Annotated in this window: 10 protein-coding genes and 1 pseudogene; 1 reads left to right on the top strand and 10 read right to left on the bottom strand. The window is 47.4% G+C overall.

The annotated features are described in order from the left end of the window. Window positions 1-32: 32 nt before the first annotated feature. The 3 genes from KE626_RS12880 to KE626_RS12870 form a co-directional block, all read right to left on the bottom strand. Entirely contained in the window at window positions 33-1,034 is a 1,002-nt protein-coding gene (locus KE626_RS12880; protein WP_211973310.1) for a FecR family protein, read from the bottom strand. A 58-nt stretch (window positions 1,035-1,092) separates the two neighbouring features. Then, window positions 1,093-1,632 (bottom strand): RNA polymerase sigma-70 factor, encoded by a 540-nt coding sequence (locus tag KE626_RS12875; RefSeq protein ID WP_211973309.1) that lies wholly within the window; start codon window positions 1,630-1,632, stop codon window positions 1,093-1,095. Window positions 1,633-1,892: 260 nt separating this feature from the next. Continuing rightward, window positions 1,893-2,105: a hypothetical protein gene (locus tag KE626_RS12870; RefSeq protein ID WP_211973308.1), complete on the bottom strand. Its 213-nt coding sequence runs from the start codon at window positions 2,103-2,105 to the stop codon at window positions 1,893-1,895. An 853-nt stretch (window positions 2,106-2,958) separates the two neighbouring features. Here KE626_RS12870 and KE626_RS12865 point away from each other — a divergent pair. After that, on the top strand, window positions 2,959-4,986 hold the full coding sequence (locus KE626_RS12865; RefSeq protein ID WP_249207440.1) for a kojibiose hydrolase: 2,028 nt from the start codon (window positions 2,959-2,961) through the stop codon (window positions 4,984-4,986). 176 nt (window positions 4,987-5,162) lie between these two features. Here the strand turns inward: KE626_RS12865 and KE626_RS35195 are convergent. From KE626_RS35195 to KE626_RS12830, 7 genes and pseudogenes are all read right to left on the bottom strand, one after another. Continuing rightward, window positions 5,163-5,240 (bottom strand): annotated as a pseudogene (locus KE626_RS35195) (RagB/SusD family nutrient uptake outer membrane protein); the annotation flags it as partial. A 299-nt stretch (window positions 5,241-5,539) separates the two neighbouring features. Next, complete coding sequence (locus tag KE626_RS12855) at window positions 5,540-6,724, bottom strand: DUF4998 domain-containing protein (protein ID WP_211973307.1); 1,185 nt, start codon at window positions 6,722-6,724, stop codon at window positions 5,540-5,542. Between the two features lie 48 nt (window positions 6,725-6,772). Beyond that, a complete protein-coding gene (locus tag KE626_RS12850) occupies window positions 6,773-8,017 on the bottom strand; it encodes a DUF5000 domain-containing lipoprotein (RefSeq protein ID WP_211973306.1) in 1,245 nt (414 codons plus the stop codon). A gap of 29 nt (window positions 8,018-8,046) precedes the next feature. Beyond that, window positions 8,047-9,978 carry a RagB/SusD family nutrient uptake outer membrane protein gene (locus KE626_RS12845; RefSeq protein WP_249207439.1) on the bottom strand — a complete coding sequence of 644 codons (1,932 nt, stop codon included), beginning with the start codon at window positions 9,976-9,978 and terminating at the stop codon, window positions 8,047-8,049. Further along, the gene (locus tag KE626_RS12840; protein WP_211973305.1) at window positions 9,975-13,430 is read right to left on the bottom strand and encodes a TonB-dependent receptor; all 3,456 of its coding nucleotides are present in this window, start codon (window positions 13,428-13,430) and stop codon (window positions 9,975-9,977) included. The genes KE626_RS12845 and KE626_RS12840 overlap by 4 nt, the downstream gene beginning before the upstream one ends. A 327-nt stretch (window positions 13,431-13,757) precedes the next feature. Beyond that, the gene (locus tag KE626_RS12835; protein WP_211973304.1) at window positions 13,758-14,936 is read right to left on the bottom strand and encodes a FecR family protein; all 1,179 of its coding nucleotides are present in this window, start codon (window positions 14,934-14,936) and stop codon (window positions 13,758-13,760) included. A gap of 140 nt (window positions 14,937-15,076) precedes the next feature. Continuing rightward, window positions 15,077-15,679, bottom strand: coding sequence for an RNA polymerase sigma factor (locus tag KE626_RS12830; RefSeq protein WP_211973303.1), 603 nt, complete (start codon window positions 15,677-15,679; stop codon window positions 15,077-15,079). Between the last annotated feature and the right edge of the window lie 33 nt (window positions 15,680-15,712).

The raw sequence follows: 15,712 nt of genomic DNA, 5'->3' as shown, positions 1-15,712 counted from the left end.
AATCATGTTTTTAAGATGAATGAATAAATACCTTAATAAATGACCAGTGTGTCCTTTACACTGCGATAATGCAAACCGGTAATAGCTGTTATCTCGTCCAATACTACCTGCAAAGATTGTTTCCGGAAACTACCTGTAACCTTTATGTCTCTTTCTTTTAGTATATCATCCAGTTTAATAGTTGTGCTGTAATAAAATGAGAGATCTACCACCACTTTTTCCAGGGAAGCCCTGGAAAACGTAAGGGCATCTGTTTGCCAGGAGAGATAGTTGTCATCACTAATATTTATTTTTTCAAAGGTTTTGCCCGTATAAAACGCCTCTTCCTGTGCGGAAATGAAGCAGTGAGCTTCCGGGTTATCTCTCACGGATAACAAGACTTTCCCTGCCACAACTGCCACACGGTCATGCTGTACACAAGTATTAATTACGAATGATGTTCCCAGTACTTTGACCAACGACCTGTCTGTTTGTACGTTAAACGGTAACTTTGGATTTTGAACTACGTCAAAAAAGGCGTCGCCGTGCAATTCAACCAATCTGTCGCTATGACCGAAAGTAGTTTTATAGGTAATAGATGCTCCCTTACGGAGCAATATCATGGAATTATCGGGTAAACGCTGGTATTTATTAGCATCAACAGCGGAAACCACTTTATATATTGTCTTTTCGTTCTTACTAAAGATCAGCCATCCTGCGATGAGCGTAATTACCGCAATCATCGCTGCAACAGCCATACGAGTGTATTTGCGGAGAGCACTCATACGCAGGGGTGATGTTATATGAGCATTTACAACCAGACCATTATTTCGCAGGCATTGATCCAGTTGCTCCCAAGCACTCACCATATCAAAATCGGGCTGTAGCAGTACCCTCCCACTCGCCGCCCATAAGGCAGCGTACTGGTTTATCTCCCTATCATGCGCATCGCTTTGCAGCCTCCATTTTTTCAACGTTCTTTCCTCTTCTGAAGTAATGCTGCCGCTCAATTTATTAATAAGAATGCTTCTTATTGTTTCTGATAATACAATCATACGTTGCTGTCCCTCCTGCTTAACAAAACACAATCCCGCGCCATGTTCCTATCTTTCTTCACAAAAAAAATAATACCCTACCTCCTACATTTGTTGCAAATGCCCTCAGCAGCTTTAATGCCTTCCATAGCTGATTATTTACCGTTTTCACGGATATACCCAGACTATCAGCTACCTGACGGTTACTCAGTTCACCCATCCTGCTCAGCAGGAACACTTCCTTACATTTGGGCGGCAACCGTTCAATGCCTTGCCCAAGTAGATTGAGGTAATTAACCGTATCCCCTGCAGGCGTTCCCAAATCGGCAAAAGCATCCTCAACTTCCAGGTCCATATCGGCAAGACTGCAAATAGCCCTTTTTTGTTCCCTGCTTAGATGCGTCAGGCAATTATTACGGACAGCAATAAAGAGATAGAACCGTATATTGCCGGAATGTATCAGGTCCTTACGGGTTTCCCATATTCTGATAAATACCTCCTGCACAATATCTTCACATATACTCTGTTCCTTTACAAAATTTTGGGCATATTTGCAAAGTGGGTTATAGTATTTTTCGAATACCAGCCTGAACTGTTCATAAAGACCATCTGCGCGCACAAGCAAAAAGATTTACAAAAATGTTAATACGGTACCTTAAACGTAACTCCCCGCTCACCTTACCGGTTCTTTCATGGTTACATATACATGAAAAACGGGAACTTGCTTACAGCCCTCTATCATTGCATCATAAATTATATACAATTTATAGGAGTCCATATCAAATAGCGCGTATGGAAAGGCTCCCCGCAAATGCAGGAAGCCATACACACAATCAATAAAAATTGTATCCCTATTTTCTACCTCTGTATGTCTTATTTTCAATAAGATTTATGTTTTCCACCTGCCTTCTTTGTAGTATCTGCTTTGGGCATTGGCTTTGCTGGTGTAGCCGGACGGGCAACCGGTTTTCTGCTGGTATCCACTGCCGGTTTACGCTGTTCTTTTGATGAATTCTGTGCCATAATTCCAGATGTTGAAATTATGGTAACGGCTGCCGCCATCACTGTTGCAAAAAATAACCTGTACTTCATAAAATTTGTTTTAATACATTATTTAATTCTGCCGGCCAGATGACCGCCTTTTATACTTGTAAAACAGGTAACAGCAGCATTTTCCTATCTTCCTATCCCGGCAGGTTGTTAAACTCGTGTTAAAGAAGATCATAATATTTTTTTGCGGATATACGTAAACGTTATATTCAGAATTCCGATTTTGTCAATAGCCCGGATGTGAATGGCGGATTTTATGGCTGGATTTCAGATGGTAGAACAGGCTGTTTCCTAATTGACAACATAAATGGCGATTTTTCCTACATAGTTTGCCGTCATGCTGCAAGTCAATCCAGAGATAATTTCGGCTAAATAAAGATATATATTGAGGCTCGTTTCTACGGGGCTCTTATTTTAAAATCAGACATTTACCAGTTCATTAATAGAAAGAAGTCACATGGCAATCAATCATCGCTGTTATTTCGCCGGGGGATAAAGCTGATACTTTAGATTGTTTTCATTAGGCTAAAGATAAGTGTCTATAATATGGTTGATAAATTATAGGGCCTGTTTCTACAGATCCCTGATTTTAAGACAGGAAAGAAAAGCAGATCCAATATGTAACGCTTATTTCAATAACTGTTTAAAAGGAGCTGCCATATTTAATTCCATCATCATCTGAAAAATAACGCAACAATTAATTACATTTACCCGTAGCGGTGTTTGCGTACGGCTCCTCATTTTAATTTTCTAATTTTCATATATCTCAACCTGACAAACGATAATTTCCGATCAGCGAATTTCTGACGCGATTTCGCGGAAGGTAATAACAGGTTATAATTCACAACATATAAAACACCAGTTGGTTCACACAGATAAATTCAAAATGAATAATATGCGAAAGATCAGTTTACTTGCAGTATTGATTGGAATTTCATCCCTTGTAAAAGCTCAGGATCCATGGATTATCCGTGCCGATAACATTCAGCCAGGGAATTATTATGGCGTTACTGTGGCCAATGGCATGATCGGTGTTATATCTTCTCCCGAACCATTTAAAGTAAAAGACGTAGTGCTGGCGGGAGCCTATGATTTGTATGGTCGTGGAAGGGTAAGTAACTTTCTGCGAAGCTTTAACCTGCTGAATATGCGCCTGAGTATTGATGACGGAAACGTAGAAGGCAATGCCATCAGGCATATGACGCAGGAATTGGATATGCAGCATGGGGGCTTCACCACGTCATTTGATTACATTGACAAAGCTACTGTCACCTATACTTATTATGCTTTGCGTCAACTGCCTTTTACTGTGCTGATGGATGTAAGCATTACTGCTAAACGGCCCATCTCTATTGCTGCAGGCAGCGTACTGGAAGCACCGGATGCGTTGAAAGATGTACAGAATTACTACAATGAAATAGACCGGCCACATGCCCTCATTAGTCTGTTGACCTCAACAGCGAAAAGCCCTACCGGCAAGCTGCAGCTCTGCGCCAGTAACACATTCCTGTTTAACGAGCCACACGGGCAGGAGCCGAAGGTTATACACGAGATGTGGGACAATAGTATGCACCGGATGACTTTCCGCAAAAAGCTGCAGGCAGGTGAAACCTATCGTTTCTCCATTGCAGGTACATCCATTACCTCGGCACATGACGATGATCCGCTGAACCAGGCAGAGCGCCTAACACTGTATGCCAGGCTGGAAGGACATGACCGGCTGTTGAAAATGCACAAACAGGCATGGGATGAACTATGGAAAAGCGATATCCATATAGCAGGAGATGCACAGGCACAGCAGGATGTACACAGCATGCTGTATCATCTGTATTCTTTTGTGCGTGAGAACAGTGCCCTGTCTCCCTCCCCTATGGGCCTCAGTGGCCTGGGATACAACGGGCATGTATTCTGGGATACCGATCTTTGGATGTATCCCGCGCTGCTGGTAATGCATCCTGAACTGGGTAAGTCTATGATAGAATACCGTTATCAGCGGCTGGAGCAGGCGAAACGAAACGCTTTTGCCAAAGGATTTAAAGGCGCCATGTATCCTTGGGAAAGCGCAGGTAGTGGTGCAGAAGAAACACCTGTATGGGCGTTGAGTGGACCTTTTGAGCATCATATCACTGCGGATGTGGCTATTGCTGCATGGAATTATTTCCTGGTTACCCGAGACACAGCCTGGCTGCGGGAAAAAGGCTGGCCAATACTGAAGCACACAGCAGATTTCTGGGCTAGCCGGGTAGAACGCAACGGACCTGGTCACTATGATATCAATAACGTGGTGGCAGCGGATGAGTGGGCGGAGAATGTAGACAACAATGCTTTTACGAATGCCGCAGCCATAGCTAATCTCCGGTTTGCCACTGATGCAGCCCTCATACTAAATATAACTGCTGATCCCGATTGGCAGCAGGTAGCAGCCAATATCCCGCTGCTACACCTGGATAATGGCGTTACCAAAGAACATGCAACATACCACGGCGAACCCATCAAACAAGGCGATGTGAACCTGCTGGCCTATCCATTAAAAACCATCACTGATGCTGCACAGATAAAAAAAGATCTCGCTTACTACGAAACAAGAGTACCCGATGCCGGTACCCCCGCTATGACACAAGCTGTGTTTGCTCTACTTTATAGCCGCCTCGGAGACGCCGGTAAGGCTGCTCACTGGTTTAAAGAATCCTATGAGTCTTTCCTGCTACCACCTTTCCGGGTGGTCGCTGAAACCAAAGGCGGCACCAATCCTTATTTCGCTACCGGCGCCGGAGGAATATTACAAAGTGTACTGATGGGCTTTGCAGGACTGGATATTACCGATAAGGGCATCCGGCAAATAAATTCTGTGCTGCCCCAAGGCTGGAAAAAACTCGTTGTCACCGGTGTGGGTGTGGAGAAGAAAACTTTCGAACGGGAATAATGTAAAATTTGCAGCGGCTCCTTTTTAATCCAAAGCTGTCAGATTAAAAAGGAGCCGCGCTCCAATTCATGCAATTCAATCCCAGTTGCAAAACTTAACAATTATGCCTGTTTAGACCATTATGGACGTCAAAATCAGTAGCATTACATTTCTCTTCCTAACTTTCATGCACAATATCATTTCCACCCGGTAGTTTGTTCCAGATTTTTGTTTTTGCTGATCTCACTTTGTTGAATCGGCATAAAATACATCTTTTCCTGGAAAACGTTTGGTTGCGCGTCTACCGACTAGTCTGGAATCACAATTAAAGGCAATGCCCTGTAAGTGGTGAAAGAAGGACAGATTTTCAGCGGGATCAAAAAGAGGCTGGCAAAAGTAATCTGAAGGCTTCGGGAATCGCTTATCCGAATTTTCTCTCCATCAGGTACCCGGATAAAATCGGGTAGAATTTCACTTTTGACAGCCTCTTTTCGTTTAAACCCCTTGGCCGGTTTCAAAACCACGTATTAACAGCGGCCGGGGTAGTATCCTCCGATGCCTGAAGTGATCTCCGCTACATAAAATGTTGTAACAGCCTGACTTTAGTTACTCTCCAATACAGGTTTCCCTGCATTCTCACTAGAAACCCCAGCGTTACCGGCCCTGATTGAGGAACAGTGAACGTAATATTTTTCAACGCCAGATCAGCTACTCCCAATGCGCCGGGAACCTGGTCATTGCTGAAATCTGGCAATGTAGTGCCTTCTATGGCAACCAACCGGACCGGGTTGCCGCCATATTCATAAGATCCCAGCTCAACCTCGAATGAATAAGCTCCGGCAGGTAGCACGGTGGTCTGATACATTTTTCCGTTAACGATGTCAGGAGAGCCCCATCCTGATTCCATACAAAGCACTGTGTTGTTATCACTTCCCCATCCACCCATGCCATTGTGGTTCTGAACAGCTGCATTAACCGTCCAATACGCGGGATCTCTGAAACGGTTAACTGATTGCACGGACAGGAAAGGCTGCGCCGTGTTTTTCAGGTATTGCGCAGTTACGTCCTGCTTAATCACCAATGTGTCATACTTCTTCGCATAAAATGTGTCCAGTGAATTGAGTACAGGCTTATAAGCTGACCGGTAAACGATGGATGTGCCTGCTTTCCAGTTATTTATACTGAGCAGGTTTTCGCCAGGGAGGAGTCTGGCCACTTCATCCTTATCTGACGAAGAAGTGTATTTGATCTCGGTTAAAATATTGGTGCCGTCTGCAGGGGCGTTGAAAGTTACTTTGACCGTTTTATCCGCGCCCAGTTCGGTACTTTTTACAGTCCTGTTTGCAAGACCACTGAGATAATAATCTCCGTATATGGATACGTTGTTGACGACAAGCGGAACGGACTTGTTATTCTTGTTATCAAAAGCGCGGATCACGAAAAAATAGGTCCCCTCATTAAAGCCGCCGACAATGCCCCCGGTGAACAGGGATTGTTTTCCATCCGGCACTTTCAGTACTGAGGAATCCTTATAATTATTCCAATAGATCACATATTTTGAGACCGTCGGGTCCGGGCTGGGCTTCCAGGTGAACTCCACCCGTTTATTCCCCGGATTGCAAGAAACATCAGATGGAACGCCGGGATAAATTTCCTCTTTTCCGTTCAGGTATTGCCGGTACTCTGTGTCGAGCTTTTCGCAACCTGCTAAAAAAATGCCACCAAGCATTGGTAGTATAAAAATGACTTTCCTTGACATAATGATCATGATTTTTAAAAAAGGAATTTCAGATTGCTATGAGGGTGGCTAGTTTCCCCCGTAGAGTGTCATTTCCGTCAGGTAGGCGCCTTCACGGTTACCCCACGTTTTTGAAACAGCCACCCTTATAAATTTCACTTTTGGGGTCCCCGCCGGCATCTCGAAGTTGACGCCGCCTTCCCACCACTGTCTGTCGGCCGTTGTTAGATTTGATGGGGCGTTCCCGGAAGGTGGGTTGGGGAATCTGAAATTTCCGAGATTCACCCAGTCTCCTATTAATGCACCTTCACTGGCATATTCGGGTAATACGGCGTTCCTGGGCGCATCCGCGGCCGATCCCCAAATGCTGAATATCTCAAAGCACCCATCGCCCCAATATTCAAACCCTTGTCTTTGATACAACACAAACCTGCTCAAACGCACAAACTGGCCGATCCCGAAAGAAATCACGTAGGGCTTTGCCGGGGCCGGGTTGAGAACTGGAGTAAATTGGCTATGCCAGAAATTGCTACTGTTTATGACATTATCCCATATCCGGTTCTTGGAATACCCCCCCTGTGTGGGGATATCCGATGGCAGGTCATAAGGTGAGAACTTTGATTTATCCAGCAGCTGCTCAAAGACGGGCTTTATAGTTGCTAATGTAACCGCAGACTTATTTCCCCAGCGATCTGTTACATATGCGCCGAAACGTTTCGGCAATGTATCAAACCCCCTGATAGCGTAGTTGATATGAAGAGCATCAAAATACTTTTGTTCACGGATTACATATTTCCCCTGCGCCGGGTCGTCGTACAGGTATACGATGGTAATACCCTGGCCGGAAGGGTTCCGGGTATTGGCATTTACGCCGCCAAAAGTTGGCTCCAGCTTCAGGCTGCGGGCTACTGAAACATAGGCTGGCGTATCAGGATTGACGATGACAGTAACCGGGTCCGATTCAATATTAGCGCGGGTAACGGTCTTAAGGGTCACCGGGTAACTTTTTGCCGCGGCAAACCCTTCCACGATAGTGGTATCCGTATAATAACTGGTTTTAGCCTGACGGCTGGCGCCAGTGCTGTCGTTAATCACATAATCAGCCTTTACATACAATGTGTTCTCCGTTTTGGGGAGATCGTAAATGACATACGCCCCGCCTTTAAAATTCAGGACTCTGATATTGGAGGGAGGCAGCGGTTTGGTTTTGTCAGTGGAGGAAGGGATATTATAGTTATCTCTTTTGCAGGACACCACAATTGCCCCACACAGAAGAAGAAAATTTACAACACTATAAAAACGTTTGTTCTTCATTGCAGTGATTTTGGTCTGTGAAAAAGTTATTACCAGAAGGGAGATTGTATCCATTTATCGTTGGTCAGCAAAGCATCTCCCGAGAGGGGCCACAGGTAATCTTTATTGCTGATCACAGGTACCAGGTACGTCTGTAATGTGTAATAGGCGTTCTGGTCCGACTGCATTACGTTCCAGCCCTGTATCGGCTTTGAAACCTGGGACACGTACTTTTTCCAGCGGCGGAGATCCCAGCCGGCCTTGCCTTCAAAGCAGAGCTCTATCCTTCTTTCACGGTGAATGATCTCCCGGAGGCCCTCTTTAGCGAGCGGTTTGCCCGGCGCGCTTGAATACTGCTGCCATGACGTCACTACGCCATTCAGGTTAGCTCTTGCCCGTACTTTATCGATATAGGTATATGCTTCCTGCGACGGCCCGTTTGCTTCATTCAGGCATTCCGCGTATAAAAGATACAGGTCCGCGAGGCGTGTCCTGGGCATCCGGAAATCAGTTTTTTGCAATCCGCCATCGGTATTGTAAGCAGTCATGTAGTGTACCAGTTTCTTGGGCCAATAACCGGTAACATTGGCATAGCCATATTCCTGCACGCCTGACAGGCTTCCTTTCTTTGCTGCCACATACAGCATGGCCTCCTGTTTCAGTACCCCTGCGCCAAACCATGTGCCGCCGTCGAAACCGATATCCGAATAATACCGGGCCTCCCTGTCGAAATTGAACCTCGTGGTGGAATACCCTTCTTTCAAATAATACCGGTCCGCCGGCTCTGCCACCTTGAATGCGAACCTGTTCGGGTAATCCCATGTTTTGTCTTCTTCAATGGGAACGCCGTTCCTGGTATAGAACAGTTCTGCAATAGCCAGGGGAACAGATATATCGCCGGGCACGTTGAAATAATTCCCGTTGGCGCTAAAACGTGGTATGCAGTTTTGCTGATGACTGAATACGCCGTTCAGTGCCCATACCAGCTCACTGTTTAGCTCCCATCTTTCAGTTACTGCGTTCTGGATGCTCAGCAGCACCCTCAGCGAATCATTGAGCTTGGGAATAGCCGGTGGAACAATGAAGGAATACAATTTCAACCCCAGTCCCTCTGCCTGCGTAATAGCCGCCTTACATGCTTCAGCCGCCCTTTGCCATTTGGAATTGTCCGCTGTGCCGGGAAAAAGCGCCACGCCGTCTTTGTCCTTGTAGTTCGCATAGTCAGGGTTCCCATTGAACAACGGGCTTGCCTGCGTAGCCAGCACCTCCGCCTTTACAGACAGCGCGATGGTTTTAGTGATGCGGCCCAACTCCTGGTTTATATTGGAGATGGACGGCGGCAGCCCCGGGATAGCTTTGTCCAGCAGACCAGTAATGTATGAGAACACGCTGTCTACCGGCTGCCGCTTATTACGGAATACCTCAACAGGCTGGCTGATATCCTCTGTCCTGTCCATGACAGGTATAGGCCCATACATCCTCAGTAGGAAAAAATGGTAATATGCCTTCAGAAAATTGACCTCTGCCATCCATCTTTCTTTTTCAGAAGCCGTAAGATCAATGGGCTTGTCTATATTTTCCAGCATGATGTTGCAGCGCCGTATTCCCTGGAAGATGTTCTTCCCTCCATTCTGCCCGGTCCAGTAATCAAGAATGGGAGAGGAAGTGTTCTGTGTGCCGCTGATCAGTAAAAAATTTCTTGTGTTCAGGGTTACGTCATAACTATGTTTATACAGCTCCCCGGAGGTGATGAACCCCGGATCATCAATGTTAGAGGCCAGGCTTTGCAATGTGTTATAGCAGGCAAACAGGTAGTTCTCTGCCTCGTTCCGGTTCCGGAACGCATAATCGATGGTGCCTGTATTCTCTGGCGTCACATCCAGGTATTTGCCACACGATGTGGCGGCAAGCAGCAGGGTTAAATACAACACGCCTGCCAGCCGGTTATTTATATGATTTTTGATCTTCATGCTGCTTCTCATAAAAAGTTTATGTTAATACCCACATTATAAACACGCTGTAAAGGATAGTTGAAGGCGTTCCCTCCCTGCTCTATATCCCAGTATTTGAATTTGCTGAAATTGAGAAGGTTCATGCCGCTCAGGAAAATCCTGCAGGAATTCAGTGATAACCTCCGGGCTATTCTCCCGGGAAGCGCATAACCGATCTCCACCATTTTGAGCCTGAGAAAACTACCGTCACGCATCCACCATGTACTGGTCTGCAGGTTATTGGATATCTCATTTTGGTTTGTGCCCAGCCGGGGATAGACGGCATACAGATCCCGGTTCTCTTCAGACCAGTAGCTGTCGGCATATACTTTCAGCACCTGCGCGATCCCGCTTATTGCGCCATCGCCGGGTATGAACGGGCTGGTAGCATTAGGGTCAATGAAGAAAGAAGAACGGCCCTGCCCCTGGAAACGGGCATTGATGTCAAATGATTTATATCCTGCAGAAAAGCCAAACCCATATACTAATTGCGGTGTGGTGGGAAACCCGATGGGAGCCATATCCGCATTGGTGATCACCCCGTCCCCGTTCAGGTCCCTGTACTTGATATCGCCCCCCCTGGGAGCTCTCCCGCCAAACAACTGGGAAGGGGACGCCGCGGCTTCTTTATCATCCACGAAAAGGCGCTCAGCTATATACCCGAACTGCTGGCCAAGCAGGGACCCGGCCTTATAGCGCCATGGCTCTGCGTATGCGGGCTCTTCATACTTTCCATATCTGCCCCGCGAGAAAGTGAGATTGGACATAAATTCCACCCAGGCGCCGCCCGAAAGCTTCTGGCTGTAATTGGCGGTAAGGTCAAGGCCTTTTATTTTTGTAGTGCCTACATTGGCTGCGATACTGGCTTCAAGACCCGCACTGGCCGGGATATAGCGGGTCATCAGGATATTAGATCTGTTCTGCTGCCAGTATTCGGCAACAACATTCAGTTTGTCAAACAAGGACAGTTCGATGGCGGCATTGGCTATCTTTGCTTTTTCCCAGGTGACATTCTTGTTTTCATAGTTTTTAATGGCTACGCCAGGCCTGGAGTACTGGTTATTCATCCCGAAAGACGATCCGTTGCCGCCCTGGAGATTTACGTCAGACAGGTAAAAGAACCTTTGATCACTGATAGCGTCATTACCTGTTAACCCATAGCTGCCCCTCAGTTTCAGGCTGGTGACAATGTCCGCGATACGGCCATTCCAGAAACCTTCTCTTGAAACCATCCATGAAGCGCCGATGGTGGGAAAGAAGCCAAAGCGGTTATTTTTGGAAAAGCGCTCGGAACCGTTATACCCCGCATTGAACTCAACGAAATACTTACTTTTATAATTATAGGAAGCCCTTCCTGCTATATTCAGGTTCCGGTAAGGCAGTGCCGTCAGCAACTCCTTGGCCTGCGAGTTCATCGATTGTTGCCGTACGCCATTCAGCGACGCGCCTATGTTATGATCGCCCAGTTTCTTATCATACTCTAGTTGCCCCTGGAACTGCACGAAGGTGCTGGCGTTGGTGTTCAGGGCGGTGAAGTTCAGGTACTCTGTAGGTAAAGGATCGCTGTTGGTGGCGGCATTGAGCCAACGCAGCGTATAGGTATTAGTGGAACGGTCATACTTATCCGGCGATATCATGTAATAGAATGGATTATATGCCATCTGGTTGGCGAAATAGGCAAACCTGTTAGTAGTGAAAAAGCCGCGGAAGCTCAAACCGGGAACGAGCATATCCAGTTGCTGGTTCAGTTCCAGCGTAGCGGACATCCTGGATTCGGAAAACCTTTTATATCCCCTGAGCATCTCCGCGTAGGGGTTCTGATACCCGACGTTACTTGTATTGTTGGCATTGCCGGGATTGTTGCCAAATAAAATATGCTGCGCTTTCAGGTTAGCAGAGTCCGGCTCATAGAAAGCAGGGAACAGCACTGGGCTGGTACGCATAGCCATCCTGTATAGGTCTGTGGAAAAGGAAGCGTCCTGGGTAATGGCCCCGCTGTAATCATTGAAATTGCCCCACAACCTTACCACCACCTCCGTATTCTTTGAGATATTGATATTTACGTTGGAACGTAGCTGGTAATTCTTATAATTGATATTGTTGTTGAAATTGTTCATGGGGTTACGCTTCAATATCCCGTTGTCGTTGCTTGCAGACGCGGAGACCATGTACCGCGCGATGGGCCCGCCACCGCTCACGTTGATGGTGGCCCGTTGATTGGTGGCCCTTTTTTTGAACAACATATCCTGCCAGTCCACTACCGGGTAAACATACTTATTGCTGCCGGGAGCGTTTGCAATCGTTTGGGTGCGGTTATAAATGTCATCCTCTGTATAAAAGGGAATAGCTTTGTTATCGCGGGTCATCACTGCATCGTTGTACATCCGCATGTAGGTGATGGGATCAGCCAGCTCAATGCTTTTGGTAGGCCCGGAGAACGACTGGTCCAGCCGGAGGTTTATTTTTGCGCGGCCTTCCTTGCCGGACCTGGTGGTTACCAGGATCACGCCGTTGGCGCCCCGTGCGCCGTACAATGCGGTGGCGCTGGCGTCCTTTAAAATAGAAAAGCTTTCTATATCTTCCACCTGCAGGCGGGCCAGGTCATTCGTGGTCAATTCCACGTTATCTATCAGAATAAGCGGGTTCTGACGGTAACCGAATGTGGTCACTCCCCTGATAAAGAAACTGGAATTGTCGAGACCGGGTTGTCCGCTCTGCTGGAACGCGATAACACCAGCCACCTGGCCAGCCAGCGCATTGGTAAGGTTACTGGCCGGGATCCGCAATTTCTCCGGCTGAATGGTGGCAACAGAGCCCACTACGGCCTCCCGCCGCAGCTTTTTCCCGAAAGCAGTTACCACCACTTCATTTACACCTGTGTTGGCTGGTTTCAAGGTGATATCTAATTTGACTCTGCCGCCCACCGGCATTTCCACTTTTTCATATCCTACAAACGATACCATCAGCACGACTTTTTCGTCCGGGACGGTAATGGCGTACTCGCCGTTATCATTGGTGATCACACCCTTGTCGGTGCCTTTTACCTGAATAGTAACGCCGGGCAGCGCCTCACCTTTTTCATTTGTGATCCTGCCCTTTATTACCATTTCAACCGGCGTTGTTTCTTCCGCATTCCGATTCCGGGGTATGGCTTTGGGCTGTATCACCACTGTTTTGCCTACAATGGCATACGTGAGGGGTTGGTTTTCAAAACACTCGAGGAGCGCTTCGGGCAGCGGCATTTCTTTTACATGGATGCTGACCGGCCGGGCCTGTTTCAACAGGGCATAGTCGCAGAAAAAAGCGTAGCCGGTCTGTTTTTTTAACATCTTTATGACTATTTCCAGCCGGGTTTCTTCCAGGGATATAGTAACCTGTTGCACGTAGCCGGCCGCATGCATATGCAAACAGGTGGTGAACAATAAGAGTGCAGTTAGCTTCATCATCAGGAGTTTACGCAGACGAGGGTATCCCCTATGGCCCCCAGTACCTGATCCAGGTGGAATAACATGCGGGAACTGTGCGACAGGGATGTTTTGGCGCCGGGCATTTAAAACCATACTTTTGATTTTGGGTGATTTAATAATTGTTCAGTTACATGACGTGTTTGATTACCCTTCAGGCGGGTACTGTAGCAGCAGTACCCGCCCAATCCTGTTCCGGCGTTGCGCCGGGGCAGGATTCTTTTTTGAGCTGACGTTGTTTTTTTTCGTGGTTAAATTTTTGTGGCCGTGGTTGAAAGTATTTTAAGGTGAAAAATAGGATACGCATTACTGTGTTACAATGATCTTTTTCCCTTCTAACCTGAAGTGTACACCGCTTTTTTCCAATACTTTTAAAACATCCGTGATGTTGGCTTCCCGTGAAATGTCGCCCCAGAACTTACTTTCAGGGACAGAGCCTTCATAACTGATCTCTACGTCATACCAACGGGCTAACTGGCGCATAACGGCCCTGAGGTCGGCCTGGTTGAACTGGAAGTAGCCGTTCTTCCATGCCAGTACCTCTTCAACATCCGTTTGCCTGACGGTAATGCCTGCGGAGGCATTGGCAGGCTGTACCTGCGCCTGTTCTCCAGGCCGCAGCATCTGGCGGTGGCCCCCTGCAGTTACCAACACGGCGCCTTCCAGCAGGGTAGTTTTCTGCAGCCCTTCATCGTTATAGGCATTAATATTAAAGTGAGTGCCCAGCACCAGTACCTGCCCTTCCCCGTTCAGCCCCACTATAAAAGGCATGTTGTTATCTTCCTCTACTTCAAAGTATGCTTCGCCGCTCAGCTCAACTCTTCTTTCTTTGCCGATAAAAGTTGTAGGGAAGCGGATAGATGAGGCGGCATTCAGCCATACCCTGCTGCCATCCGGCAATATCACCCTGAACTGTCCGCCCCGGGGTGTGGTCAGTATATTGAATGTGGGGGCGTCTACAGTTTTGGAAGCAGCAGCGCTGTATGCCAGCCGGCCGCTGTCCAGCTTCAGAATGTTCACATTGCCCTGCCTGGCCAGTGTGCCATTGGCCGCACTGTCCAGCGGAATAACGGTGCCATCTGAAAGGGTGAGCAGGGCGTGCTGGCCGCCGGGGGCCACTTTGTGTTGCGCTTGCGTTGTGCCCATTTGAGGGAGGCTCACACTGCTGCGCCATAATAACCAGGCCGCTGCCGACAGCACCAGCAGCAGCGATGAGGCCACGGCCAACCGCCGCCATAACTGGTTGCGGATTGGCTTGACACGGGGAGGGGATACAATACGGTTATACATATAGTCCCAGTCTATAGGTGGCATATTTCCTGATATGGATAATTCTTCCAGGTACAGGTATACAAGGGTATCCAGCGTATCTTTATATGCAGGGTCAGCTGCATACCTGAAAAATTCTTCCGTTTCGGCTTCGGTACATTTGCCGCTTACATATTGTTTAAATAACCAGGCCGGCCTGTCCGGTCTTTGCATCATCCCTTTGTAATTTGGGGTTATGGATTTCAATACATGAATACAGACTGTTGTGAAAGACGATAGTACCGGTGGAAAGGTGATTTTTTTGAAGCGGGGCAGATTTCCGGAGGAGATCAGGATAAAGTGAATTTCGGGAGGGATCAGAAAATCTCATACCCCGCCTGTATTAAGAAAGCGATGGCCAGCAGCTCGGAATGCTGCTGCAGGTGAATTTTGATGTGTCTGAGTATTTCGGTGAGGATATTTTTAACGGTTTGTACAGAGAGGCTCATTTCCCGCGCAATTTCCTGGTGGCTGAGCCCTTCCTGCCGGCTGAGGCGGAAGATGGCTTGTTTTTTTTCGGTCAGGGAGGCCACTGCTTCGCTGATCAGTTCACGGCTTTCTTTTTCATTCAACAGCTCTTCGGTAAGGTTCCGGTGGTCCTGCGACAGGTTTACCCATGCTGCTGTTCTGAGCTTTTGGTCGCGGGCAATTTTGCACAGCAGGTCCACCGCCCGGTTGCGGGCCATGGTGTAAATATATTTCCGGGGGTATTCCACTTCGGCGATGGCCTTGCGGTTCTCCCAGAGTTTCATAAAGATGTCCTGTACGATCTCTTCCGCTTCCACCACGGAGTGGGATATCTGCAAGGCGAATACAAACAGCCGCTGCCGGTAGAGGTCGAATATTATACGGAAGGCGGCCTCATCGCCCCGGGCAATGCGCCGCAACAATTCTTTCTCATTATGTGGATATTCATGCATGCAGTGATAATTATCCCTTTTCTACCTTTTGGG

The sequence above is a fragment of the Chitinophaga hostae genome, assembly GCF_018224885.1.
GTDB classification, from domain to species: domain Bacteria; phylum Bacteroidota; class Bacteroidia; order Chitinophagales; family Chitinophagaceae; genus Chitinophaga; species Chitinophaga hostae.
The sequence above is the reverse complement of the archived record's forward strand: the minus strand, read 5'-3'. Positions and strand labels throughout refer to the sequence as shown.